Source organism: Kitasatospora sp. NPDC023118, assembly GCF_055560875.1.
Map to the genome: position 1 here is coordinate 143,204 of NZ_JBVHHW010000007.1, position 22,960 is coordinate 166,163.

Consider the following 22,960-nt stretch of genomic DNA (forward strand, 5'->3'; position numbering starts at 1 on the left):
GCACCATCTTCCTGGGGCTTGCTGTTCGGACGCTGTCCGAAGAAGGTACCCCGGAACGTCGGTGTCGCGTGAGGTCAGGGTGGTACGGCCGATCCCCTCCCCGGCCCCCTCCGCCCGGCCCGCCCGCGCTCGGGTCAGCGCTCGGCGTAGCGGAAGTCGCGCAGCGGCCAGCACTCGGCGAGCCAGCCGGAGACGGCCCGGTACAGCGGGGCGTCCAGCTCGGCGCGGTCGGCCCGGACCCAGGAGCTGACCGAGACCACGGACGGGTCCTCGCGGTCCGGGTAGATGTAGACGCAGCCGATCACCTCGTCCCGGTCCGGTTCCAGGACGGTGTAGGTGAAGCCGGTGCGGGCCTCGAAGTCGGCGGCGTGGCGGCGCAGGTCGGCGAGGTTGCGGTCGAGCGGCATCCCGCCCGCGGGCGGCCAGCCGCGGCCTGCCCAGCCGGGGGTGGCGCGGATGTGGTCGATGCTGCCGGTCCACGCGGCGTGGTCGGAGTCGTTGTGCTGCTCGCCCAGGGGTTCCAGGCGGAACTCCGGGGCGAGCAGCTCGCGCGGGACGGTGAAGTCGGCGGGCACCAGGGGGGCGGTCGTCATGGTGATCAACCTAAGCGCGCCGGGCCCGCCGTCTCATCCGATTTCAGCGCCGGTGCACGGTGCGGCCGCGGACCACGGTGCGCAGGCAGGTGGGCAGCTCGCGGCCCGGGGTGAGGTCGGGCAGGCCGGGGGTGCCGGAGCGCGGGTCGGTGGACCAGCCGGCCACCCGGGCGTCCGGGGCCTGGACGACCAGTTCCTCAGCGGCCCAGATCGCGTAGCTGGCGACCGCGCCGGGGACCAGCACACCGTCCTGGTCACGGCCGATCGCGCGCCAGCCGCCGCGGGTGTGGGCGGTGAAGGCGGCGCGGACCGAGATCCGGTGCTCCAGCGTCTGGTGGAAGGCCGCCGCGCGGATGGTGCCCCAGGGGTCGAGCGGGGTGACCGGGGCGTCCGAGCCGAAGGCCAGCGGCACGCCGGCCCGCAGCAGGGCGGCGAAGGGATTGAGCGCGGCGGCCCGCTCGGCGCCCAGGCGCTGCACGTACATGCCGTCCGGGCCGCCCCAGGCGGCGTCGAAGGCGGGTTGGACGGAGGCGGTGAGGCCGAGCTCCGCGAAGGCGGCGATGGCCTTGTCGTCCAGGGCCTCGGCGTGCTCGACGCGGTGGCGCAGGGCCTTGACCCGGCCGGCGCCGACCCGTTCGCCGGCCGCGCGGACGCCCTCGACGACCGCCGCCACGGCGGCGTCGCCGATGGCGTGGAAGCCGGCCTGCAGCCCGGCCTCGGTGCAGGCCGCGACGTGGTCGGCGACCTGCTCGGCGCTCAGGTAGGCGGTGCCGGTGTGCTCGGCGTCGGCGTACGGGGTGTGCAGGCAGGCGGTGCGCGAGCCGAGCGCACCGTCCACGAAGAGGTCGCCGCCGGCGCCCACCGCGCCGAGCCGGCGGGCGGTCTCGACGCCGCCCAACTCGCCCCAGTAGCCGAAGACTTCGGGGCCCTCGCGGTCGGCGGCCAGCTCCAGCAGGGCGGCCAGGTCGGCCTCGGAGGAGATCTCCGGGCCCGCGCACTCGTGCAGGGCGCCGATGCCGAGTTCGGCGGCGCGGGCGAGGGTGGCGCGCTGGGCGCGGCGGCGCTGCTCGGGGGTGAGGTGGGCGAGCGCGGTCTGCCGGACGGCGTGGTGGGCGTCCTTGGTGAGCGGACCCTCGGCGTCGAAGCCCGGCCGCTCGGTGAGGCCCTCGGTGAGGGTGCGCAGCGCGGTGGTGGCGAGCGCGGAGTGCACGTCGGTGCGGGAGAGGTAGAGCGCGGCGCCGCGGGCGGCGGCGTCGAGTTCGCCGAGCGTGGGCGGGCGGCCCTCGGGCCAGCCGCTCTCGTCCCAGCCGTGGCCGATCAGCACCCCGCCGGACTCGGGCCGGGCTTCGACGTAGGCGCTGACGGCCGCCAGGGTGGCGGCCAGCGAGGGGCTGCCGGTGAGGTCGAGGCCGGTGAGCGCCAGGCCGGTGGAGGTGGCGTGGACGTGGGCGTCCACGAAGGCGGGGGTGACCAGGGCGCCGCCCAGCTCGACGATCTCGTCCGCGGTGGCGGCGTACGCCTCGGCGGCGCCGTCGCTGCCGACCCAGGCGATGTGCTCGCCCTCCACGAGCATCGCGGTGGCGAAGGGGTCGGCGGGGCTGTAGACGGCGCCGCCGCGCAGCAGGACGGTTCGTGGGCCCCTCCTGCCCGAGGGCGGGCAAGGAGGGAGGGTGCGTTCGGTCATGCCGATAAGTCTGCACCTTGGTTTTTCTCCGAGGAGTCCGGCCCGGCCTTCAGAGCTTCGGGGGTCGGGCCTCGTAGGGGGTGGAGAGCACGACGGTGGTGCGGGTGGAGACGCCGGCGGCGCTGCGGATGCGGGCGAGCAGGTCCTCCAGGTCGCCGGGGGCGCCGACGCGCACCTTGAGGATGTAGTTCTCATCGCCGGCGACGCTGTGGCAGGCCTCGATCTCGGGCAGGCCGGCCAGTCTCTCCGGGGTGTCGTCCGGGGCGCTGGGGTCGAAGGGTTTGACCGAGATGAACGCGGTCAGCGCCAGGTCGACGGCGTCGGGGTCGATGATCGCGGTGTAGCCGCGGATCACCCCGCGCTGTTCGAGGCGGCGCACCCGCTGGTGCACCGCCGAGGTGGACAGGCCGGTGGCCTTGCCCAGGTCCGTGTAGCTCATCCGGCCGTCCTCTAGGAGCAGCTGGACGATGCGTTGGTCGAGATCCTCCACAGTGCGCAAACCTACCCGCTCGGGAGCATGGGGGGCGCACGCGGTGGCACGGAGAGGGATTGCAGGTGTCAGGCGGGCAAGTGCCGGATGAATGTGGCGCGCGGTGTGGCCAAGGACACACCCGGTGCATCACGGTGCACATCACCGCAGGATTATGAGCCCGAATCGCAGGGAAGTGCTGGTTGTGGCCCTGAGCGACCACGCCGGGCCCGATCCTAGGGGGATCCTCATGCCTGCTACTGACCAGCGTGTGCTGGGCACCGACGAGACCGACGATATGACCGGCCGCGACGACCTCGCGGTCGACCACGCGCCGGGCAGCGACCCCGTCGAGGTCGAGACCTGGGACATCTTCCGGGTCCACTGCCCCGAGTGCCGCCGTCCGATCGCCCTGGTGGCGGACGAGGAACGGCTGCCGCAGCACGCCCTGCTCCCCACCGCCTGGAACCCCTTCGCCCCCGCGATCTGCCCGGGTTCGGGCGCGCCGACCGACGACCTGACGGAGGTCGAGGCCGCGGAGGACGCCGAGTCGGCCGGGTTCAACGCGCTGTTCAAGCTCCCGAACGAGCTCGACTGGCGCACCCAGCCGTTCTCGCACGCGCTGGTGCACCGTCCGGCGCGGGGCGCGGCCGGTCCGGCCCAGGCCGCGCGGCCGGTCACGACGGTCATCCCGGAGCAGCGCCGGCGGCTGGTGCGGCGCTGACCGCCGCCCGTCGTACGTGAATTGACGCTCCGTCGAGAACGCCTGCGGCCGTCACTCCGCACCCTGGAGTGACGGCCGCAGGCCGTATCGGGGAAGGTTCGTCAGGCCTTCGTGAGGTGGCGGCCGATCACCAGCCGCTGGATCTGGTTGGTGCCCTCGACGATCTGCAGCACCTTGGCCTCGCGCATGAAGCGCTCGGCCGGGAAGTCCTGGGTGTAGCCGTAGCCCCCGAGCACCTGGACGGCGTCGGTCGTCACCCGCATCACCGTGTCGGTGCAGAACAGCTTGGCCATCGCCGCCTCCTTGGAGAACGGCCGGCCCGCGTCCCGCAGCCGCGCGGCGGACAGGTAGAGCGCGCGCCCGGCCTCGATCTGGGTAGCCATGTCGGCGAGCATGAAGGACAGGCCCTGGAACTCGCCGATCGGGCGGCCGAACTGGCGCCGGGTGCGGGCGTAGTCCACCGCGAGGTCGAGCGCGGCCTGGGCGACGCCGATCGCGCAGGCGGCGATGCCGAGACGGCCGGAGTCCAGCGCGGCGAGGGCGATCTGGAAGCCCTGGCCCTCCTCGCCGATCAGCCGGTCGCGGGAGACCCGGGCGCCGTCGAAGTGCAGCTGGGCGGTCGGCGAGGAGCGCATGCCCATCTTGTGCTCCGGCGGCGCGGCCGACAGGCCCGGCTGGGTGCCGGGGACGAGCAGGCAGCTGATGCCCTTGGGGCCCTCGACGCCGGTGCGCACCAGGGCGCTGTAGAAGTCGGCCTGCCCACCGTGGGTGATCCACGCCTTGGTGCCGTTGACGACGTACTCCTCGCCGTCCAGGTCGGCGCGGGTGCGCAGGGCGGCCGCGTCCGAGCCGGACTGCGGCTCGGAGAGGCAGTAGGCGCCGAGCTGCTCGCCGGACAGCATGCCGGGCAGCCACTGCTCGCGCTGCTCGTCGCTGCCGAAGGTGGCCAGCGCGTGGCAGGACAGGGTGTGCACGCTGACACCGAGGCCGACGGCCAGCCAGCCGGCCGCGAGCTCCTCCAGCACCTGGAGGTACACCTCGTACGGCTGCTCGCCGCCGCCGTACTTCTCGTCGTACGGGAGGGACAGCAGGCCGGCCTCGCCGAGGGTGCGGAAGACCTCCCGGGGGAAGCGGCCGACGGCCTCGTCCTCCGCCGCGCGCGGCTGCAGCTCGCGCTGGACCAGGTCCCGGGTGAGGCTCAGGAGCTCGCGGGCCTCCTCGCTCGGCAGCTGGCGCTCCACGGCTTTCACGGGGGAGGGGGTCATGGCGGGGGTCGCCTCCTCGATCGGGCACCGGACCGAGGGTGTCGGTTGGTCCGGCGCAGGGTGTGGCAGGTCTGCCCGACCGGCACCGGGTTGCGGTGAACGGCCGTTCACAGGCGTGGCGAAGGCGAGTATGCCCGAAACCCACGCCGCCGTCACGACCAGCACAGATGAACTGTCCGCAGTGGTGGGCTACGGCACCGTAGGGTTGACGTTGTGGCTGTTTCCGGAACCCTCCCCTCCCCCCGTACGCCCGCGACCGGCGATCCGCTGACCTCGCTCGCCGCCGAGCTGCGCGCGCTGCCGCCCTCCTGCGGACCGGTGCGGCTGGTCGCGGTGGACGGGCACGCGGGCTCCGGCAAGACCACCTTCGCCGGGCGGCTGGCGGTGGCGCTCGACGGGGCGCCGGTGGTCCACCTCGACGACCTGGCCACCCACACCGAGTTCTTCGAGTGGACCGGGCGGCTGCGCGAGCAGGTGCTGGAGCCGCTGGCGGCCGGCCGGGACGCCGCGTACCGGGTGTACGACTGGACGCTGCGCCGCTTCGCGACCACCGCCGCGGTGCCGGCCGCCCCGGTGGTGCTGGTGGAGGGGGTCGGCGCGGGGCGCCGGGAGGTGCGCCCCCGGCTGGCCCGGGTGATCTGGATGGAGCTGGACGCCGTCGCGGCCCGGCGGCGCGGCGAGGAGCGGGACGGTCCGGAACTGGCCGAGTTCTGGGCCGGCTGGGCGCGGGCGGAGGCGGCGCACTTCGCCGCCGACCCGAGCCGCCCGTACGCCGCCACGCGCGTGGACGGGGTGACCGGACGGATCCTGCCGGGCACCGTCGGTGAATCTTCAACAAGCCCTTGACCTGCGACATCACCAGGATCTAGGTTCTCCTCAGCCGCCGGAGCACACTGTTCCGGCCGCCTCGGACCCGACGTCCCCGGCTTGTTCCCCCGTGAGCCGGGGGCGTCGTCCGGTCCCCTCCCACGTCGCGTCCCACCGTCGGTGTTGCCCGGCTTTTCAGCCATCCGACCGCTCAACGACCGCGTGCGCGATCCCATTTGACCCCGTGCGGCACCCTTCCGGATCAGCCCCGCGCCGGTACGATTCCTGGCAGGCGCATATGCGCCCCGGGGGCTTCCGACCACCGGCCCGGCAACGCTGAGGCGAATCGCCGGCCGAGCCCCGGGCCACACCGCGGGGGGCGTGAGTGACGACGGTGGACAGTTCCGACAGCACGGCGGGCGGCCCGGACCGGCTCGCCGACCGCGCCTGGCTGCGTGCCATGGACGCCTACACGGCGGGCGCCTACGCCCGCGCCGAGGAGGAGTTCCGGGCCGCAGTCCGGCTGGACCCGGGCATGGCCGACGCCTGGCTCGGCCTGCACGCCCTGCGCAGCGACACCTCGGCGGCACTGCTGGCCATGTACCGCCACCAGAAGCGCTTCGGCGAGCAGCGGCGGCTGCACCGGCGCCCGCTCAGCTCCTGGTACTGGCTGGGCTGGTGGGTGCAACCCGTCCTGGAGGACGCCCGCGACCTCGCGCTGGCGCACGCCTCGCACTGGCTGGACGGCCGCCACCTGGCCGAGCTGGACCGAGCACTGGAGCAGTGCCCGGCGCCCAGCGAGGACCCGTCCGCCCAGTTCCTGTACGCCTGCCGCTCCTATCTGCTCAAGGACTGGGAGCAGCTGATCCGGGACACCGACCACCTGCTGGACGACCCGCTGCTGGGCATAGAGGCCGGGCTGTTCGCCGGGATGGCGCGGGTCCGCCTCGACATGTGCGCCCAGGCGCAGGCGCCGCTGGCCGCCTCGCTGGCGCGCTGCCGTTCCGAGCAGCCGCAGCGCAAGGAGCTGCGGTACTGGCTGGCCCGGGCGTACGAGGGGGCCGGACGCAGTGCGGCGGCACTGCCGCTGTACCGGGCGGTGCACCGGGCGGATCCGGCGTTCATGGACACCGCCACCCGGCTGGCGGCCATCGCGGCGGAGGACGCGCTCGCGGACGGGCTGCTGGCGGACGGGCGCTCGGGCGGGGTGGAGACGGCCGGGCCGGGGTACCGGGACGACACCGGGTACGTCGAAGGGCCGCTCTACGGTGAGGAGTTCGAGACCGGGACGGCCACGCCGGGAGGCGGGCCCTCGGTGGACGCGAGCCTGGTGGACGGCGTCACCGACGGCATCACCGACGGCGTCGCGGACGGCGCTCCGGCCGGGCCCGCGGACGGCAGCGCGCCGCAGGCGGCCGGGGAGCGGTCCGGCTCGGGCCTCCCGGCCGGCCCCGTCGGCCCCGCCGCACCCGTGCCGCTGCCGGTCCGCGGCGAGGCGCAGCCCCGGGTCGCGCCCGCGCCTGCGCCAGCCCAACCGGAGGGCGACGAGCGGGAGTTGGACGCGGCACTGGCCGAACTCTCGCTGATGGTGGGGCTGGAGCCGGTGAAGCGCCAAGTGCGGGCGCTCTCAGCCCAGTTGAGAATGAGCCGGCTGCGCGCCGAACAGGGCCTGCCGGTCCAGCCGCCGAAGCGGCACTTCGTCTTCTCCGGCCCCTCCGGCACCGGCAAGACCACCGTGGCGCGGATCCTCGGCCGGGTCTTCCACGCCCTCGGCCTGCTCTCCGGCGACCACCTGGTGGAGGCCCAGAGAGCCGACCTGGTCGGGGAGTTCCTCGGTCAGACGGCCGTCAAGGCGAACGACCTGATCGACTCCGCGCTGGACGGCGTGCTGTTCATCGACGAGGCCTACAGCCTCTCCAACTCCGGCTACACCAAGGGCGACGCGTACGGCGACGAGGCGCTGCAGGTGCTGCTCAAGCGGGCCGAGGACAACCGGGACCGGCTGGTGGTGATCCTGGCCGGCTACCCCGAGGGGATGAACCGGCTGCTCGCCACCAACCCCGGCCTCAACTCCCGGTTCACCACCCGGGTCGACTTCCCCAGCTACCGCCCGAACGAGCTGACCGCGATCGGCGCGGCGCTGGCCGGCCGGGACGGCGACGGCTGGGACGAGGACGCGGCCGAGGAGCTGGCCAGCATCTGCACCCACGTGGTGCGCGAGGGCTGGATCGACGAGCTGGGCAACGGCCGGTTCATCCGCACCCTGTACGAGAAGTCCTGCGCCTACCGGGACCTGCGGCTGTCGCTGCTGCGCGAGCCGCCGGGCCGGGAGGACCTGGCGACGCTGCGGCTCCCGGACCTGGTGCAGGCCTACGGGGAGCTGATCGACGGCCGGGGCTGACGACCGGCTCCCCCTACGACCGGCCCCCTCCCACCCGCTCCCCCTACGACCTCACCCCTGGAGGACCTCACCCCTGGAGCAGCTTCGCCTCGCGCTCCGGGTCGAGCCCGACGTTCGGCCGGTCGGCGCGCTGGGGGGCGTCGCCGCCGATGGAGCGCAGCCAGGCCCAGGTGTCCTCGACCGTCTCGGCGACCGGGCGGCAGCGCAGCCCGGCGTCGACCGCGCGGGCGACCGAGGCACCGTGCAGGAAGTCGTACAGCTCGCCGGGCGCGAGCCAGATCGGCAGCTCGGTCCACGGCTCGACGCCCGCCGCGAGGATCCGCTCCGGGTCGGTCCAGCGCAGCTCGGCGTCCGAGCCGGTGGCCCGGACGCAGGCCTCCAGCAGTTCGCCCATGGTGGTGTGGCCGGCCGGGCTGACCACGTTGTACGGGCCGCCCAGGCGGGCCGCCACCGCGTCCAGGGTCCAGATCGCGAGGTCGCGGGCGTCGATGTACTGCAGCGCCGTGTCGCGCGGGCCGGGGGCGAGCACCGGACCGCCGCGGGCGATCCGGTTCAGCCACCAGGGCAGTCGGCCGATGTTCTCGTACGGGCCGAGGATCAGCCCGGCGCGGACCAGCAGGGCGCGCCCGCCGTACTCCGCCTCCAGGGCCAGTTCGGCGCCGCGCTTGGCCTCGGCGTAGGCCACCTCGCCGGTCAGGTCCGGGGAGGAGGGGACCACCGGCGCCGTCTCGTCAGCCCCGGCCCGCAGCGGGTAGTCGTACACCGACCGGCTGGAGATGTACGCGTAGTGGCCGACCCGGCCGGACAGCTGCCGGGCGCTGTCGCGCACCACCGCCGGAGCCCAGGACCAGGTGTCCACCACCGCGTCCCACTCCCCCGTGGCGAGCGCCGCGAGGCCGTCCTCGGTCGTGCGGTCGCCCGCCAGCACCCGCACGCCCTCGGGCGCCGGCCGCGTGCCGCGGTTGAGGGCCGTCACCTCCCAGCCCCTGGCCACGGCCTCCTCGGCGACGGCCCGTCCGACGAACTCGGTTCCACCCAGCAGCAGAAGTCTCATGCCCACCACCCTGCTCCAAGGGTGGTGGGCATGGGAACCGCTGCATGCTGTGGGCAGAATCGCCGCGGGCGGACACGCCGTCAGCGAAAGCGGGAACCTCAGGCGGTGGTGCGGTGGTCGGGGTCGTGCATCTCGCCGACCAGCTCCTCCAGCACGTCCTCCAGCATCACCACGCCCATCGTGCGGCCGTCCTGGTCCAGCACGGCGGCCAGGTGGCAGGCGGCCCGGCGCATCGCGCCGAGGGCGTCGTCCAGCGGGAGGCCGCCGCGCAGCACCGTGATCGGCCGCCACAGGCGGCCCGGGACGGGCGCCGACGGGTCCTCCACGTCGAGGATGTCCTTGAGGTGGAGGTACCCGAGGTAGCCGTGGCCGGCCGGGTCGCCGTCGGTGACCGGGAAGCGCGAGAAGCCGGTGCGCAGGGCGAGCGCCTCGACCTCGGCGGCGGTCACCTTGGGGTCCACGGTGACCAGTTCCTCGGGCCGCAGCAGCACGTCGGTGACCGGTCGCCGGCCCAGCTCCAGGGCGTCCTCCAGGCGCTCCTGCCGGTCCTCGTCGAGCAGGCCGGCGTCCCGGGAGTCGACCAGCAGGTACATCAGCTGCTCGGTGGTGAAGACCGACTCGACCTCGTCCTTGGCCTCGACCCGGAACAGCCTCAGCACGCCGTTGGCGAAGGCGTTGAGCAGCCGGATCACCGGGGCGAGCCAGCGGGCCAGCCGGTCCAGCGGCGGGCCGAGCCAGAGCGCGGCCTTCTCCGGGCCGGTCATGGCCATGTTCTTCGGCACCATCTCGCCCATCACCATGTGGAGGAAGACCACGACGGCGAGCGAGATCCCGTAGGAGAGCGGGTGCATCAGGCCGGACGGGACGCCGATCGCGTGGAACGGGCCCTCCAGCAGGGCGGCGATGGTCGGCTCGGCGAGCGCACCGAGGCCCAGCGAGCAGACGGTGATGCCGAGCTGGGCGGCGGCCAGCATCGCGGAGACGTTGGACAGCGCGTGCAGCACGACGCGGGCGCGCTTGTGCCCGGCCTCGGCGAGCGGCTCGATCTGGCTGCGGCGCACCGAGACGACGGCGAACTCGGCGCCGACGAAGAAGGCGTTGCCGAGCAGCAGCAGGAGGGCGAGGCCCAGTTGCAGCACGGTCATCGGGTCCCCTCCTCGTCCTCGCCGAACAGCGCGGGCGCGGAGGTGCGCTCCACCCGGACCTGGCTGGTGCGGTGCCGGTCGACGCCGGTCACGGTGAACCGCCAGCCGGGGAGCTCGGCCTGCTCGCCCACCTCGGGGAGCTTGCCGAGCAGGTCGGTGACCAGGCCGGCCAGGGTCTCGTACGGGCCGTCGGGGGCGTTCAGGCCGATGGCCTCCAGCTGGTCGAGCCGGGCGCGGCCGTCGGCCTCCCAGACGGGCAGGCCGTCGACGGCCGCAAGCGGAAGCAGCTCGGGCCGGTCGGCCGGGTCGTGCTCGTCCTGCACCTCGCCGACGATCTCCTCGACGATGTCCTCGACGGTGACGACGCCGGCGGTGCCGCCGTACTCGTCGACCACGATGGCCATCGGCTGGAGGCGGCGCAGCTGGTCGAGCAGCCGTTCGGCGGGCAGGGTCTCGGGCACCAGCAGCGGCGGCGAGGAAAGCTCGGCCACCCGCACCCGGCCGCGCCGGGCGGCCGGAACGGCCAGGGCGTCCTTGAGCGTCACGATGCCGGTGACCTCGTCCAGGCTGTCGCCGTAGACCGGGAAGCGGGACAGGCCGGTGGCCCGGGTCAGGTTGATGACGTCGGAGGCGGTGGCGTCGCGCTGGAGGGCGGAGACGTCGACCCGCGGGGTCATCACGGACTCCGCAGTCAGCTCGCCGAGGCCCAGGGTGCGGACGAACAGGGCGGCCGACTCCTCGTCTATCGCGCCGGCCCTGGCCGAGTGACGGGCCAGCGAGACCAGCTCGGCCGGGGTCCGGGCGTGCTCCAGCTCCTCCTGCGGCTCGATGCCGAAGGCCCGGACGGTCCTGTCGGCGGCGCCGTTCAGAAAGCTGATCAGCGGGCGGCAGACGAAGGAGAAGGCCATGTGCGGGGCGGCGACCGCGCGGCCCACCTGGAGCGGGCGGGAGATCGCCCAGTTCTTCGGGACCAGCTCACCGATCACCATCTGGACGACGGTGGCCAGCACCATGCCGATCACCACGGCGGCGCCGCGGGCGGCCGGGTCGGGCACGCCGATGCCCGCCATCACGGGCCGGAGCAGGGTCGACAGGGCCGGCTCGGCGAGCATGCCGACCACCAGCGAGGTGACGGTGATGCCCAGCTGGGCGCCGGAGAGTTCGAAGGAGAGGTGCCGCAGGGCCCTGGCGACCCGGCCGGACTTGGCGTCGCCGGCCGCGGCGGAACGTTCCACCGCGCCGCGGTCGGCGGTCACGAAGGCGAACTCGGCGGCCACGAAGAGGCCGTTGGCGAGGATCAGAAGGAGGGCTGCGAACAACAGCAGCCAGGCGGTGATCACAGTGCCGCCTGCCTTCCGGAGTTCGGAAGCGAGGCGGCGCAGGTACTACTGGACGGATCGTCCATCGAGGGGGAGAGTCACTCCTCAGGTCGGTTCGACTCAGGTCGGGCTCTTGTCAGACGACCTGCGGGCAGGACTGAAGCTTTGCCCTGCTTTTACCAGCGTAGACCATACCGGTGCGACGGCAGGAAGCGTGTTCGGGACCCGCCTGGCGGCGGCCCGCTCAGCCCCGGGCGTGGCTCTCGACCAGGTCGCGCAGCGCGCGGGCGTCCGCGATCGCCTGGGACTTGCCGACGCCGGACTGGATGCCGACCGCGGCGAGCGAGGTGCCGTCGGCGAGGTCGAGGGTGGCCCACGGGTCGCCCTGGCGGAAGTTGACCCGGACGATCTCGGCCCAGGCGAGCCGGCGGCTGCGGACGAAGTTGACCACCGTCACGCCCTCCGCGTCCGCACGTACCCGGGGGCGGGCCAGCATGAGGCCCACGCAGGCGAACAGCACACCGCTGCCGATCATCATGATCCGGTCGTTGAGCTGCCAGTTCTCCGGCATCAGGAAGGCCAGCACGGCGAACAGCACCACCAGCAGGGCGCAGACCGGCAGCAGCACCGCGCGGGTGCGGCGGGGCGCCCAGGTGACGGGGAACTGGACGGGCGGCGTGGACACGTGGGGTCTCCGGTGGTTCTGGTGGCGGCGTGCGGCGCGCCGGGTGCTGACGGCCAGGATGCTGACAGCGGGGGTGCTGACGGCGAAGGGCGGGGACACCGGTCGGCGTCCCCGCCCCTATTGAACCGTTCTTTACTCGCGGCCTGCCGGGCAGGTCCATGCCCGCGCTCCGGCGATCAGGCCTCGGGCAGGCCGTTCGAGCAGGCCGTTCGAGCAGGTCAGAGGCGGCAGGCGTGGATGTTGGTGACCAGGATGGCCCGGGCACCGATGCTCCAGAGGTCGTCCATGATCCGCTGGGCCTCCTTGCGGAGCACCATCGAGCGGACGGCCACCCAGCCCTCGGTGTGCAGCGGGGAGACGGTCGGCGACTCCAGGCCGGGGGTGAGGGCCACGGCGGCGCTGACCTTCTCGGCGCGGATGTCGTAGTCCATCAGCACGTAGCGGCGGGCCACCAGCACGCCCTGCAGGCGGCGCAGGAACTGCTCCACCCGCGGGTCCTCGCCCGCGCCCTTGGGGCGGATCACCACGGCGTCCGAGATCAGGATCGGCTCGCCGAAGACCTCCAGGCCGGCGTTGCGCAGGCTGGTGCCGGTCTCCACCACGTCGGCGATGACGTCGGCGACACCCAGCTGCACCGCGGTCTCGACCGCGCCGTCCAGCTTGGTGACCGTCGCCTTCACGCCGTGGTCGGCCAGGTGCTGCTCGACCAGGCCGGTGTAGGAGGTGGCGATCCGCAGGCCCTCCAGGCCCGTCACGTCCTTGACGTCCACACCCTCGGGGCGGGCGAAGCGGAAGGTCGACCCGGCGAAGCCGAGGGCGAGCACCTCCTCCGCGTCGGAGTGCGAGTCCAGCAGCAGGTCGCGGCCGGTGATGCCGACGTCGAGGCGGCCGGAGCCGACGTAGACGGCGATGTCGCGCGGGCGCAGGAAGAAGAACTCGACCTCGTTGTTCGGGTCGACGAGGACGAGCTCCTTGGGGTCCTTCCGCTGGCGGTAGCCGGCCTCATGGAGCATCTCCGCCGCGGGACCCGAGAGCGAACCCTTGTTGGGGACGGCGATGCGCAGCATGGGGGGTTGCTTCCTTACCTGTTGGGAGGTGGGTGTGCTCGGGGGAGTTCGAGGGTCGGGTTCAGAGGTACTTGTAGACGTCGTCGAGCGTCAGCCCGCGGGCGACCATCATCACCTGAAGGTGGTAGAGGAGTTGGGAGATCTCCTCCGCCGTCTGCTCGTCCGACTGGAACTCGGCGGCCATCCAGACCTCGGCGGCCTCCTCGACGACCTTCTTGCCGATCGCATGGACGCCCTGCTGGACGAGCTGCGCGGTACGGGAGGACGAGGGGTCGCCGGTGGCGGCCTTCTGCTGGAGCTCGGCGAAGAGCTCCTCGAATGTCTTCGAAGCCATGATGGGTCTCACCATACGGCGTGCGGGCGGACCGGCGGTAAACGGTCCCGGACCGTGGACGGTCGAGTGGACGTCCACGGTCCGGGACCGGTCGCGCGCGGGTCAGGCGGTGGCGCGCAGCACCGCGGCGGTGGCGACGGCGGCGGTGACGGCCTCGTGGCCCTTGTCCTCGGCGGAGCCCGGCAGGCCGGCCCGGTCGAGCGCCTGCTCGTCGTTGTCGCAGGTCAGCACGCCGAATCCGACCGGGACGCCGGTGTCGACGCTGACCTGGGTGAGGCCGACGGTGGCCGCCTGGCAGACGTAGTCGAAGTGCGGGGTGCCGCCGCGGATGACCACGCCCAGGGCGATCACCGCGTCGTAGCCGCGCTCGGCGAGGCGCTTGGCGGCGACCGGCAGCTCGAAGGTGCCGGGCACGCGCAACACGGTCGGCTCGGCGATGCCCAGCTCCTTGAGCGCGCGGTGGGCGCCGTCCAGCAGGCCGTTCATCACCTTGTCGTGCCACTGGGCCGCGACGACGGCGACCTTGAGGTCGGCGGCGCCGTCGATGGTCAGCTCGGGGGCTCCGTGGCCGCTCATGTCGTTACTTCCGTTCCTTGGTGTGGGTCGTTGCGGGTCTCAGATGCCGGGCCCGCGGGTGTCAGGAGCCTGGGCGTGCGGCTGTCAGGAGCCCAGGCCGGGCAGGTCGTGGCCCATCCGGTCGCGCTTGGTGCGCAGGTAGCGCAGGTTGTGCTCGCCCGGCGCGATCTCGACCGCCTCGCGCCCCTTGACCTTGAGGCCGTGCTCGGTGAGCGCGGTCAGCTTCTGCGGGTTGTTGGTGAGCAGGGTGAGCGAGCGGACCCCGAGGTCCACCAGCATCTGCGCCGCGATGCTGTAGTCGCGGGCGTCGGCGGGCAGGCCGAGGTCCAGGTTGGCGTCCACGGTGTCGCGGCCCTGCTCCTGGAGCTCGTACGCGCGCAGCTTGTGGGCGAGGCCGATCCCGCGGCCCTCGTGGCCGCGCAGGTAGAGCACCACGCCGCGGCCGGCCTCGGCGACCCGCTGCAGCGAGGCCTCCAGCTGCGGGCCGCAGTCGCAGCGCAGCGAGCCGAAGACGTCGCCGGTCAGGCACTCGGAGTGGACCCGGACCAGGACGTCCTCGCCGTCCGGCAGCTGTCCGTCCGCGTCGAGGCCGCCGGCCACCAGGGCGATGTGCTCGACGCCGTCGATGGTGCCCCGGTAGCCGACCGCGGTGAACTCGCCGTGGGCGGTGGGCAGGGCGGTGACGGCGGCCCGGTCGACGTGCAGCTCGGTGCGGCGGCGGTAGGCGATCAGGTCCTCGATGGAGATGATCGCGAGGCCGTGCTCACGGGCGAAGGCGACCAGCTCGGGCAGCCGGGCCATGGTGCCGTCGTCGTTGACCACCTCGGCGATCGCGCCGGCCGGCGCCAGCCCGGCGAGCCGGGCCAGGTCGACGGCGGCCTCGGTGTGACCGGGGCGGACCAGCACGCCGCCCTCGACGGCGCGCAGCGGGAAGACGTGCCCGGGGCGGGTCAGGTCCCCGGGCTCGGTGCCGGGCGAGGAGAGCAGCCGTACGGTGCGGGCGCGGTCGGCGGCGGAGATGCCGGTGTCGACCCCCTCGCGGGCGTCCACCGAGACGGTGTACGCGGTGCCCTTGCGGTCCTCGTTGACCTGGGTCATCGGCGGGAGCTTGAGGCGGTCCAGCTCCTCGCCGGTCATCGGGGCGCAGATCACGCCGGAGCTGTAGCGGATGGTGAAGGCCATCAGCTCGGGGGTGGCGGCGGAGGCGGCGAAGACGATGTCGCCCTCGTTCTCGCGGTCCTCGTCGTCGACCACGATCACCGCGCGACCGAGCGCGATGTCGGCGATCGCCCGCTCGACGGGGTCGAGGACGAGCTCTTCACCGATGCCGCTCTCGAAGGTCTGGTTCTCGGTCATGCCGTGACTCCCTGCGGGACGTTGGTGGACGTGACTCGCGGCTCACGGGTGCTCAGCCACCAGGAGCGCAGGCCGAGCAGCACCAGGACGAAGTAGATCGAGTAGGTGAGGCCGGAGAAGGTGTAGCCGCTGTTGAAGGCGAACGGGACGCCGACCGCGTCGACGGCGATCCAGGCGAACCAGAACTCCAGCCAGCCGCGCGCCTGGGCGACCATCGCGGCGAGCGTGCCGACGAAGATGTAGGCGTCCGACCAGGGGCTCCAGGACAGGCTGGGGTAAGCGGTGAACAGCATCGCCAGGGCGACGGTGCCGACCGCGGTGCCGGCCGCCAGGGCGGCCCGCTCGGGCCAGCTGGCGAACCGTACGGCGATGGTGCCGGTGTCGCGGCGGCCGCGGTTCCACTGCGTCCAGCCCCAGGCGGCGGTGACGATGACGATCAGCTGCTTGCCGATCAGGCCGGGGACGTGGCCCCCGAGGTAGGCGGTGATCAGCACGACGCCGGACAGGAGCTGGACCGGCCAGCTCCACACCGAGCGGCGCCAGCCGAGCGCGAGGCCGCCGAGGCCGAGCAGGTTGCCGATCATGTCGGCCCACTTCACGTGCTCACCGAGGACGGTGAACGCTTCTCCGCTGAGCCAGCTCACTTGGGCTCCCCCGTGATGTGCTCCACGTCCGGCAGGGTCGGCAGCGCGCGCGATTCGAGCAGCCGTTCCACGTACTTGGCGAGCACGTCCACCTCGAGGTTGACGCTCTCGCCGGTCGTCTTGGCACCGAGCGTGGTCAGCGCGAGGGTGGCCGGGATGAGGCTGACGGTGAAGCTGTCGCGGGCCGCCTCCACCACGGTGAGGCTGACGCCGTCGACCGTGATCGAGCCCTTCTCCACCAGGTAGCGGGAGATCGACTCCGGCAGCGAGAAGCGCAGTACCTCCCAGCGCAGGTTGCCGTCCGCGTCGCGCTCGCCGGACTCGCGGCTCAACAGCCGCCCGGTGGCGTCGACATGGCCCTGCACCAGGTGGCCGCCGAGGCGGGCGCCGAGCGCCATCGCGCGCTCCAGGTTGACCCGGGAGCCGGGCTTCAACTCGCCCAGGCTGGAACGGTGCAGCGTCTCGGCCATCACGTCGGCGCTGAACTCGCCGCTCTCGGCGGCCAGTTGCTCGGGGCTGTCGACGACGGTCAGGCAGACGCCGTTGACCGCGATGGAGTCGCCGTGCCGCGCACCGGAACAGACCACCGGGCCGCGCAGGCGGATTCGCGAGGAGTCGCCGATCTCCTCGATCGACACGACCTCGCCGAGCTCTTCGATGATGCCGGTGAACACCCGGGTCTCCTCGCGCTTGGGGCGCGGACTCCGGGGCGGCAGAGGGAGATGACACGGACGGGCAACGGTGCGCGAACCCGCGGACACGACCCGTCGCCGGGGTGCCGGAGCCGCCGGGAGATCGCTCGCCCGGCCCGGGAGAGACCTCTCCCGCCGTTCACCTGACCGCGGTCCGGCCCGGTTTCTCCGGTTCCGATGGACCACGGGTACTGCTCTTCGTCCGCCCGCGCACGCCTCCCATCCGGACTTTAACCGTCGGTCCAGGAATTTCACCTGGTCAACCGGCCGCTGGCTGCGGACGGGTCGCGGACTGTAACCGCCGGTTCGGATTTTCACCGACCCCGGAGTGCGCTGAACGTCACTGCTGTTGACGTCATTCTGCCACGCGCGGTGCGAGCCCAGGGAGGGTCTTCGACTGTGGCCTGTTTCACGGTTGCCGCGGGGAATGCGCGGCGGGGTGGCGAGCGCTGGTTCCGAGCCCGCCGGTGTGGGGCCCGGCGGACGAGATCCATCCGGTGCCGTTGTCGGCGTAGGGGCCCGGCGTTCGAGGACCCCTCGGCCTCCGAGGGCGTCTCGGCTTTCGAGGGCCTCTCGGTGTTCGAGGGCTTCTCGGTGTTCGAAGGCTTCTCGGTGTTCGAGGCGCGGTCTGAGCCCTGGCATCCGGGGCCGGGCCGGAGGTTCAGCGGGTGGCGGGTGCGGAGATCGGCAGGAAGTGGGTGACCTCCGGGGGGTGCGCGAGAAAGCACGGTTCGCCCTCCGAGCAGACCGGCCGGATCCGCCACATCGGCCCGGCGTAGCCGCGCAGGGCCTCCTCGTCGCGCCAGCGACTCACCACGAGCACCCTCTGCCCGCCCTCGGTCACCGAGCGCAGCAGCTCGCCGCCGAGGCAGCCGTCCGTACGCCCCAGCTGCGGGATCACCTGGGTGGTCAGGTGCGCGCAGAACTCCTCGATGCGATCGGACACGACTTGTCCGGCCCAGATTCTGACGATCACGACCACCACCTCCGGCTGGCTGGAGTCCCTGGCCCCATTATCAGCGGAAAACCGCTGGTGGGGAGGGGTGCGGCGGCACTTTCACGGGCAGTCGGGGACGCGATGGCGGGCAGCCGGGGAGGCGGTGGCGGACCGACCGGCCGCAGATCGCGGCCCGGGGGGTGTGCTGAAGGACTCCGGCTCGGCCTCGCCGGAGTCCCGTACATTCCCGGTATGACCACCACACCGGATGCTGCCGTACCGTCAACCACCGCGCCGGACGCGCCGAACGGCCTGTTCGCCGCCCTCAGCGCGGGTGCCCTCACCGAGCGGGCCCAGCTGCGCGAGATCTACGAGCAGCCGGGCGACCACGCACGCCGCAAGCAGGTCGACCGTCTGCACGAGGTCGCGCAGCGGCTGATCGCGTGCTCCTCGCTGGTCTTCGTCGCCAGCTCCGACGCCGCCGGGCGCTGCGACGTCTCCCCGCGTGGCGGGCCGGCCGGGCTGGTCTCGGTGCTCGACGAGTACACCCTGGCCATACCGGACGCCACCGGCAACAAGCGCCTGGACACCCTGCACAACATCCTGGAGAACGACCGCGTCGGGCTGCTCTTCGTCGTGCCCGGCCGGGACACCACGCTGCGGGTCAACGGGCGGGCCTGCGTCTCGACCGACCCGGAGCTGCTGAGCCGGCTGACGGCGGTCGGCAAGCCGCCGCGCAGCGCGATCGTGGTGGCGGTGGAGGAGGTGTACGCGCACTGCCCGAAGGCGTTCCTGCGCGGATCGGCGTGGAAGCCGGAGAACTGGCTGGCCAAGGACGCTCAGCCGAGTTCGGCGGAGGTCACGCTGTCGCACCTGCGGGACGAGTCGCTGACCATCGGGATGATCGAGCAGACGGAGCGGGAGGCGCTGCTGCACCGGTACGAGTAGGGGCTCAGGTCGCGACGCGCTGATCGCTCCCCCACAGCACCGTGCGCCCGGGGCGGGGGCGGGCGCGCGCATCTCTCGGCGACCGGACGGGTGACGTCGGGCGGGCCGTGCTTTGCGGGGGTGCCGGGGCCGCCGCCGCTCGCTTGAATGGACGGATGGACTGCGTGTTCTGTGCGGTGGTGGCGGGCGAGGAGCCCGCGCACCGGGTGCTGGACGACGAGGCGGCGGTGGCCTTCCTCGACCGCCGGCCGCTGTTCCCGGGCCATGTGCTGGTCGTGCCGCGCGCCCACCACCGGACCCTGGCGGACCTGCCGCCGGCCGAGGTCGGGCCGTTCTTCCTGCGGGTGCAGCGGGTGGCGGCGGCCGTCGAGCGGGGGATGGGCGCGGCGGGCAGTTTCGTGGCGGCGAACAACCGGATCAGCCAGTCGGTGCCGCACCTGCACGTCCACGTGGTGCCGCGCAATCCGCAGGACGGGCTGCGCGGGTTCTTCTGGCCGCGGGGGAAGTACCCCGACGAGGCGGGGGCGGCGGAGGTCGCGGCCCGGCTGCGGGCGGCGCTCGGGGAGCCGTAGCCGGCCGCCGGGGTTGCCGCGCCGTGGCGTCCGTACCGTGCGGAGAGTAGCGGGGCGTACATCCGCAGGAGCAGCGGGAGGGGGTCGAAATCGGCTTCCAGGCGGACGAATTCGCAGGTCGGGGCGGCCTAGGCTCACAGCCATGAAAGAACTCGTCAGCCTCGTGCAACAGACCGCCGACCGGCTCGCGGGCCAGCACGTCGGCGCGGTGGTCGCCGGGCTGGCCGACGGCGCCGTGGAGATCCACGGCGCCGGGCGGACCGGTCCGGGCGGCGGTGTACCCGGTCCGCACACCCTGTTCGAAATCGGTTCCGTCACCAAGGTGTTCACCTCGCTCGTGCTCGCGCGACTGGCCCTGGACGACGCGGTGCGGCTCGACGAGCCGCTCGCGGAGGTGCTCGCGGACACGCCGACCGTCCCGGCCCGGGGCGGGCAGCCGGTCACCCTGCGGCACCTCGCCACCCACACCTCGGAGCTCCCCCGACTGCCGAGGGGCATGGCCGCGCGGGCGCTGCTCACGCCCAACAGGCCGGATCCGTACGCTGGTTGCACGGCCGAGGCGGTGCTGGGCGGGCTCGCCAGGACGCGGTTGCGGGCCGCGCCCGGGCGCAGCTTCCGCTACTCCAACCTCGGGGTCGGGCTGCTCGGGCTGGCCCTCGCCCAGCGGGCCGGCACCGGGTACGGGGAGCTGGTGGCTCGCGAGGTCTGCGAGCCGCTGGGGCTCAGGGACACCTGCCTGCGGCCGGGCGAGGAGCAGTCCGGGCGGCTGGCGCGCGGGCACGCGCCGGGCGGGCGGCCGGTGCCGTACTGGGACTTGGCGGCGGTACCGGGCATGGGCGGGCTCCGCTCCACGGCCGCGGACCTCGCGATACTCCTGCGGGCCCAGCTGTCCGCCGACCGCGGGCCGGACGGGCCGCTGGCGCCCGCGATCACACTCACCCGGGGCGCCCGGCACCGGGTCAACCCGTTCGCCTGGACGCACCTCGGCTGGCTCGGGCACCGGCTGCACAGCCAGCAGGGCGGCCATCTGCAGCTGTGGCACAACGGGGGCACGGGCGGGTTCAGTTCCTTCGTCGCGTTCGATCCGGAGAAGCAGGTGGGGGTGGTGGTCCTGGCGAACACCCGGCGGTCGGTGGACCCGGCCGGGACGGCGCTGCTGCGGAGGCTGCAGATGGGGCGTGTCTGACGATTCCCGCCGGGCGTGCGACGCTCCCCCAGCCTTCGGCCGGGAGGTACCCCCAGGGCACAAGCGCACTTCGCCGCGTTGTCGCCGGTCGCCGATGCTCCGCATGGAGTCTCCCCCCTCCCCGCGGCTGGGAGGTACCCCCGTCCTCCGCCCTGCGATGCACCCACCCCAACGCCGCGCGCTGATCCGACGCGAATTGTCAGGCACTCCCTGGGGGCCGGCGCGGCGCGGCGCTGATCGGCGCCTCTCGGGTGGAACGGGACACGGTCCGACCGTTTCGAGCCAAAAGGTGTCGATTGGCACTGTTCCCGGGGGCGGTCGGGCCGTGATGCTGGTGATCAAACAGTCGCGATTCCGCTTGTAAGGACACTGAGGGCAAGGAGGCCGACGTGGCGATGGTGCGGTCGCCGGTGTGGGCGCGGTCGTTCACGCCGGAGGGCGGCCAGGCTCGGCGCGGGCCGGCCGGACCGCTCGGGCCGGTGGTGCGGGTGTACCGCGGCTTCCGGCCGCTGCCCTGGCGGGCGCGGACCTGGGTGGACGCCGGGGCGGCGGTCCTCGCGGTGCTGCTCTACCTGGCGCTCGGCGAGTGGTGGCCCGCGCCCGTGGTGGCCGCCGCGGCGGTGCTGGCCACCAGCGGCTACGGGCGGCCGCGGCCCGGGCTCGGGTTGCGATCCGCACGGATCCACGAAGGCGGGCTGGCGCTGGTCTGGGCCGGCGGCGACGAGCGGCTGCTGCCGTGGAGCGAGGTGGAGGCCACCGAATACTCCCCCGGCGGGCGGCGCGGGGAGCCCGAGCAGGGGCGAATATGGCCGGCCGGCGCCGACGAGCCGCTCGTGCTGGCGCAGTTGCGTGGGCTGGAGGGGCTGTGTCGGGAGGTGGACGAGCGGCTCTCCCCCGGTCTTCGGGTCGCACTGCACAAGGCGCTGCGCACCGAGGGGAGCGTCCGGTTCGCCCGGGGGCGGCTGACGGTGACGACCGGCGGGCTGGTGCACCGGCCGCCGCATCCGCTGGCGGCGACGGAGGCTTACCGGTGGCCGGAGGTGCGCTCGGCCCGGGCGTCCGGCCTCGGGGAGCTGGAGATCCGGACCCACTCGGCCGGGCTGCCGCTCACCCTGCCGGTTCCCAACGCCCGTGCGGCAGCCGACTTCCTGGAGGAGCTACGGGCTCGGAGCGTCGAGCGGAGCGCCTAGCGGGTTGGATTCCCGGGTCCTCAGAGGGTTGGGTTTTCAAACTCACGGACCTATAGTGAGTTTGCTTTTCCAACGACCCCGCACAGGAGAGGCGGCCCGCCATGCGCGATGCCGTGATCGTCGAAGCCGTCCGCACCCCCGTCGGGAAGGGCAAGCCGGGAGGCTCCCTCTCCGACGTCCACCCGGTGGAACTGCTCGCCCACACCCTCCAGGCCCTGATCGGGCGCAGCGGCATCGACCCGGCCCTGGTCGACGACGTGATCGGCGGCTGCGTCGACCAGGTCGCCGAGCAGGCGATGAACACCACCCGCTACGCCTGGCTGGCGGCCGGGTTCCCGGACTCCGTACCGGCGACCACCATCGACCGGCAGTGCGGCTCCTCCCAGCAGGCCGTGCACTTCGCCGCGCAGGGGGTGATCGCCGGGGCGTACGACGTGGTGGTGGCCTGCGGGATCGAGTCGATGAGCCGGGTGCCGATGTGGTCCAACGTGCCGCCCGGGGCGAACCCGTTCGGCGCCTCGGTCGCGGCCCGCTACCCGGGCGGGCTGGTCCCGCAGGGCATCAGCACCGAGCTGATCGCCGCCAAGTGGTCGATCACGCGGGAGGCGATGGACGAGTTCGCGGCCGGTTCGCACGCCAAGGCGGCCCGGGCCCACGCCGAGGGCCGCTTCGCGGACGAGCTGGTCCCGGTGGAGACGCCCGGCGGGCTCGTGACCATGGACGAGTCGGTGCGCCCGGGCACCACGCCCGAGGTGCTGGCGGGCCTGCGCCCGGCCTTCGCCGACCCGTCCTACGCCGAGCGCTTCCCGCAGATCACCTGGTCGGTGACGGCGGGCAACAGCAGCCCGATCAACGACGGCGCCTCCGCCGTGCTGATCACCAGCAGCGAGACCGCCGCCCGGCTCGGCCTTCGTCCGCTGGCCCGGCTGCACTCCTTCGCGGTCACCGGCTCGGACCCGCTGCTGATGCTCACCGGCGTGCTGCCGGCGACCGAGAAGGTGCTGCGCCGCTCGGGCCTCTCGCTTGCCGACATCGACCTGTTCGAGGTGAACGAGGCCTTCGCCAGCGTGGTCCTGGCCTGGCTGCAGGAGACCGGCGCCGATCCGGCCCGGCTCAACGTCAACGGCGGCGCGATCGCCCTCGGCCACCCGCTGGGCGCCAGCGGCACCCGGCTGATGACCACCCTGGTGCACGAACTGCGCCGCAGCGGCGGGCGGTTCGCTTTGCAGGCCATGTGCGAGGCGGGCGGCCTGGCCAACGCCACGATCCTGGAGGCGATCGACTGATCCCGCCCGCCCCCTAGGGGCGAAAG

23 protein-coding genes and 1 riboswitch are annotated in these 22,960 nt (G+C 73.4%); of the genes, 8 read left to right on the forward strand and 15 right to left on the reverse strand.

The annotated features are described in order from the left end of the window. Positions 1–134: 134 nt before the first annotated feature. From ACZ3UD_RS11465 to ACZ3UD_RS11475, 3 genes are read right to left on the reverse strand one after another with little or no spacing between them, the layout of a single operon-like run. Complete coding sequence (locus ACZ3UD_RS11465; RefSeq protein ID WP_465585294.1) at positions 135–593, reverse strand: N-acetyltransferase; 459 nt, start codon at positions 591–593, stop codon at positions 135–137. 43 nt (positions 594–636) lie between these two features. Further along, positions 637–2,277 carry an amidohydrolase gene (locus ACZ3UD_RS11470; RefSeq protein ID WP_465585295.1) on the reverse strand — a complete coding sequence of 547 codons (1,641 nt, stop codon included), beginning with the start codon at positions 2,275–2,277 and terminating at the stop codon, positions 637–639. A gap of 49 nt (positions 2,278–2,326) precedes the next feature. Next, a complete protein-coding gene (locus tag ACZ3UD_RS11475) occupies positions 2,327–2,767 on the reverse strand; it encodes an Lrp/AsnC family transcriptional regulator (protein ID WP_045694655.1) in 441 nt (146 codons plus the stop codon). Positions 2,768–2,996: 229 nt separating this feature from the next. Here ACZ3UD_RS11475 and ACZ3UD_RS11480 point away from each other — a divergent pair, with 229 nt between their 5' ends. Further along, complete coding sequence (locus ACZ3UD_RS11480) at positions 2,997–3,470, forward strand: hypothetical protein (protein ID WP_465585296.1); 474 nt, start codon at positions 2,997–2,999, stop codon at positions 3,468–3,470. Between the two features lie 101 nt (positions 3,471–3,571). Here the strand turns inward: ACZ3UD_RS11480 and ACZ3UD_RS11485 are convergent, their stop codons facing one another. Then, positions 3,572–4,735 (reverse strand): acyl-CoA dehydrogenase family protein, encoded by a 1,164-nt coding sequence (locus ACZ3UD_RS11485; protein WP_465585297.1) that lies wholly within the window; start codon positions 4,733–4,735, stop codon positions 3,572–3,574. 213 nt (positions 4,736–4,948) lie between these two features. On the opposite strand from ACZ3UD_RS11485, the gene ACZ3UD_RS11490 reads away from it, so the two are divergent. Both ACZ3UD_RS11490 and ACZ3UD_RS11495 read left to right on the forward strand, forming a co-directional pair. Beyond that, positions 4,949–5,581 (forward strand): uridine kinase family protein, encoded by a 633-nt coding sequence (locus tag ACZ3UD_RS11490; RefSeq protein ID WP_465585298.1) that lies wholly within the window; start codon positions 4,949–4,951, stop codon positions 5,579–5,581. Between the two features lie 421 nt (positions 5,582–6,002). Further along, complete coding sequence (locus ACZ3UD_RS11495) at positions 6,003–7,943, forward strand: AAA family ATPase (RefSeq protein WP_465585473.1); 1,941 nt, start codon at positions 6,003–6,005, stop codon at positions 7,941–7,943. Between the two features lie 67 nt (positions 7,944–8,010). Here the strand turns inward: ACZ3UD_RS11495 and ACZ3UD_RS11500 are convergent, their stop codons facing one another. The 11 genes from ACZ3UD_RS11500 to ACZ3UD_RS11550 all read right to left on the reverse strand — a co-directional run bounded on the left by ACZ3UD_RS11500 (position 8,011) and on the right by ACZ3UD_RS11550 (position 17,761). Next, the gene (locus tag ACZ3UD_RS11500; RefSeq protein WP_465585299.1) at positions 8,011–8,997 is read right to left on the reverse strand and encodes an NAD-dependent epimerase/dehydratase family protein; all 987 of its coding nucleotides are present in this window, start codon (positions 8,995–8,997) and stop codon (positions 8,011–8,013) included. 98 nt (positions 8,998–9,095) lie between these two features. Continuing rightward, a complete protein-coding gene (locus tag ACZ3UD_RS11505; protein WP_465585300.1) occupies positions 9,096–10,142 on the reverse strand; it encodes a hemolysin family protein in 1,047 nt (348 codons plus the stop codon). Then, the gene (locus ACZ3UD_RS11510) at positions 10,139–11,482 is read right to left on the reverse strand and encodes a hemolysin family protein (protein WP_465585301.1); all 1,344 of its coding nucleotides are present in this window, start codon (positions 11,480–11,482) and stop codon (positions 10,139–10,141) included. The genes ACZ3UD_RS11505 and ACZ3UD_RS11510 overlap by 4 nt, the downstream gene beginning before the upstream one ends. A 223-nt stretch (positions 11,483–11,705) precedes the next feature. Then, positions 11,706–12,146 (reverse strand): PH domain-containing protein, encoded by a 441-nt coding sequence (locus tag ACZ3UD_RS11515; RefSeq protein ID WP_465585303.1) that lies wholly within the window; start codon positions 12,144–12,146, stop codon positions 11,706–11,708. Between the two features lie 218 nt (positions 12,147–12,364). After that, entirely contained in the window at positions 12,365–13,213 is an 849-nt protein-coding gene (gene hisG / locus ACZ3UD_RS11520) for an ATP phosphoribosyltransferase (protein ID WP_465585305.1), read from the reverse strand. Between the two features lie 61 nt (positions 13,214–13,274). Continuing rightward, positions 13,275–13,547, reverse strand: a complete 273-nt coding sequence (locus ACZ3UD_RS11525) for a phosphoribosyl-ATP diphosphatase (RefSeq protein ID WP_218200151.1) — start codon at positions 13,545–13,547, stop codon at positions 13,275–13,277. A 102-nt stretch (positions 13,548–13,649) separates the two neighbouring features. Beyond that, a complete protein-coding gene (gene ribH / locus ACZ3UD_RS11530) occupies positions 13,650–14,123 on the reverse strand; it encodes a 6,7-dimethyl-8-ribityllumazine synthase (protein ID WP_380611312.1) in 474 nt (157 codons plus the stop codon). An 84-nt stretch (positions 14,124–14,207) separates the two neighbouring features. Next, positions 14,208–15,479 (reverse strand): bifunctional 3,4-dihydroxy-2-butanone-4-phosphate synthase/GTP cyclohydrolase II, encoded by a 1,272-nt coding sequence (locus tag ACZ3UD_RS11535; protein ID WP_465585307.1) that lies wholly within the window; start codon positions 15,477–15,479, stop codon positions 14,208–14,210. Beyond that, positions 15,476–16,123 (reverse strand): nicotinamide mononucleotide transporter family protein, encoded by a 648-nt coding sequence (locus ACZ3UD_RS11540; protein ID WP_465585308.1) that lies wholly within the window; start codon positions 16,121–16,123, stop codon positions 15,476–15,478. Before ACZ3UD_RS11540 ends, ACZ3UD_RS11535 begins: the two co-directional genes overlap by 4 nt. After that, the gene (locus ACZ3UD_RS11545) at positions 16,120–16,797 is read right to left on the reverse strand and encodes a riboflavin synthase (protein WP_465585310.1); all 678 of its coding nucleotides are present in this window, start codon (positions 16,795–16,797) and stop codon (positions 16,120–16,122) included. The genes ACZ3UD_RS11540 and ACZ3UD_RS11545 overlap by 4 nt, the downstream gene beginning before the upstream one ends. A 225-nt stretch (positions 16,798–17,022) precedes the next feature. Continuing rightward, a riboswitch (FMN riboswitch) is annotated at positions 17,023–17,150 on the reverse strand. Between the two features lie 326 nt (positions 17,151–17,476). After that, positions 17,477–17,761: an antibiotic biosynthesis monooxygenase gene (locus ACZ3UD_RS11550; protein ID WP_465585312.1), complete on the reverse strand. Its 285-nt coding sequence runs from the start codon at positions 17,759–17,761 to the stop codon at positions 17,477–17,479. 243 nt (positions 17,762–18,004) lie between these two features. On the opposite strand from ACZ3UD_RS11550, the gene ACZ3UD_RS11555 reads away from it, so the two are divergent. The 5 genes from ACZ3UD_RS11555 (at position 18,005) to ACZ3UD_RS11575 (ending at position 22,934) form a co-directional block, all read left to right on the forward strand. Next, entirely contained in the window at positions 18,005–18,700 is a 696-nt protein-coding gene (locus ACZ3UD_RS11555) for an MSMEG_1061 family FMN-dependent PPOX-type flavoprotein (RefSeq protein WP_465585313.1), read from the forward strand. 155 nt (positions 18,701–18,855) lie between these two features. Beyond that, positions 18,856–19,272, forward strand: a complete 417-nt coding sequence (locus tag ACZ3UD_RS11560; protein WP_465585314.1) for an HIT family protein — start codon at positions 18,856–18,858, stop codon at positions 19,270–19,272. A 142-nt stretch (positions 19,273–19,414) separates the two neighbouring features. Continuing rightward, positions 19,415–20,458, forward strand: coding sequence for a serine hydrolase domain-containing protein (locus tag ACZ3UD_RS11565; protein WP_465585315.1), 1,044 nt, complete (start codon positions 19,415–19,417; stop codon positions 20,456–20,458). A 389-nt stretch (positions 20,459–20,847) separates the two neighbouring features. Next, the gene (locus ACZ3UD_RS11570; RefSeq protein WP_465585317.1) at positions 20,848–21,648 is read left to right on the forward strand and encodes a hypothetical protein; all 801 of its coding nucleotides are present in this window, start codon (positions 20,848–20,850) and stop codon (positions 21,646–21,648) included. A gap of 101 nt (positions 21,649–21,749) precedes the next feature. Next, positions 21,750–22,934, forward strand: a complete 1,185-nt coding sequence (locus ACZ3UD_RS11575; protein ID WP_465585319.1) for a thiolase family protein — start codon at positions 21,750–21,752, stop codon at positions 22,932–22,934. Positions 22,935–22,960 lie beyond the last annotated feature (26 nt).

What these genes read in the sequence shown, in the direction of transcription:
- ACZ3UD_RS11465 (WP_465585294.1), bottom strand. Translation starts at nt 593, where the DNA reads ATGACGACCGCCCCCCTGGTGCCCGCCGACTTCACCGTCCCGCGCGAG.
- ACZ3UD_RS11470 (WP_465585295.1), bottom strand. Translation starts at nt 2,277, where the DNA reads ATGACCGAACGCACCCTCCCTCCTTGCCCGCCCTCGGGCAGGAGGGGC.
- ACZ3UD_RS11480 (WP_465585296.1), top strand. Translation starts at nt 2,997, where the DNA reads ATGCCTGCTACTGACCAGCGTGTGCTGGGCACCGACGAGACCGACGAT.
- ACZ3UD_RS11485 (WP_465585297.1), bottom strand. Translation starts at nt 4,735, where the DNA reads ATGACCCCCTCCCCCGTGAAAGCCGTGGAGCGCCAGCTGCCGAGCGAG.
- ACZ3UD_RS11495 (WP_465585473.1), top strand. Translation starts at nt 6,003, where the DNA reads ATGGACGCCTACACGGCGGGCGCCTACGCCCGCGCCGAGGAGGAGTTC.
- ACZ3UD_RS11500 (WP_465585299.1), bottom strand. Translation starts at nt 8,997, where the DNA reads ATGAGACTTCTGCTGCTGGGTGGAACCGAGTTCGTCGGACGGGCCGTC.
- ACZ3UD_RS11505 (WP_465585300.1), bottom strand. Translation starts at nt 10,142, where the DNA reads ATGACCGTGCTGCAACTGGGCCTCGCCCTCCTGCTGCTGCTCGGCAAC.
- hisG (WP_465585305.1), bottom strand. Translation starts at nt 13,213, where the DNA reads ATGCTGCGCATCGCCGTCCCCAACAAGGGTTCGCTCTCGGGTCCCGCG.
- ACZ3UD_RS11525 (WP_218200151.1), bottom strand. Translation starts at nt 13,547, where the DNA reads ATGGCTTCGAAGACATTCGAGGAGCTCTTCGCCGAGCTCCAGCAGAAG.
- ribH (WP_380611312.1), bottom strand. Translation starts at nt 14,123, where the DNA reads ATGAGCGGCCACGGAGCCCCCGAGCTGACCATCGACGGCGCCGCCGAC.
- ACZ3UD_RS11535 (WP_465585307.1), bottom strand. Translation starts at nt 15,479, where the DNA reads ATGACCGAGAACCAGACCTTCGAGAGCGGCATCGGTGAAGAGCTCGTC.
- ACZ3UD_RS11555 (WP_465585313.1), top strand. Translation starts at nt 18,005, where the DNA reads ATGACCACCACACCGGATGCTGCCGTACCGTCAACCACCGCGCCGGAC.
- ACZ3UD_RS11560 (WP_465585314.1), top strand. Translation starts at nt 18,856, where the DNA reads ATGGACTGCGTGTTCTGTGCGGTGGTGGCGGGCGAGGAGCCCGCGCAC.
- ACZ3UD_RS11565 (WP_465585315.1), top strand. Translation starts at nt 19,415, where the DNA reads ATGAAAGAACTCGTCAGCCTCGTGCAACAGACCGCCGACCGGCTCGCG.
- ACZ3UD_RS11575 (WP_465585319.1), top strand. Translation starts at nt 21,750, where the DNA reads ATGCGCGATGCCGTGATCGTCGAAGCCGTCCGCACCCCCGTCGGGAAG.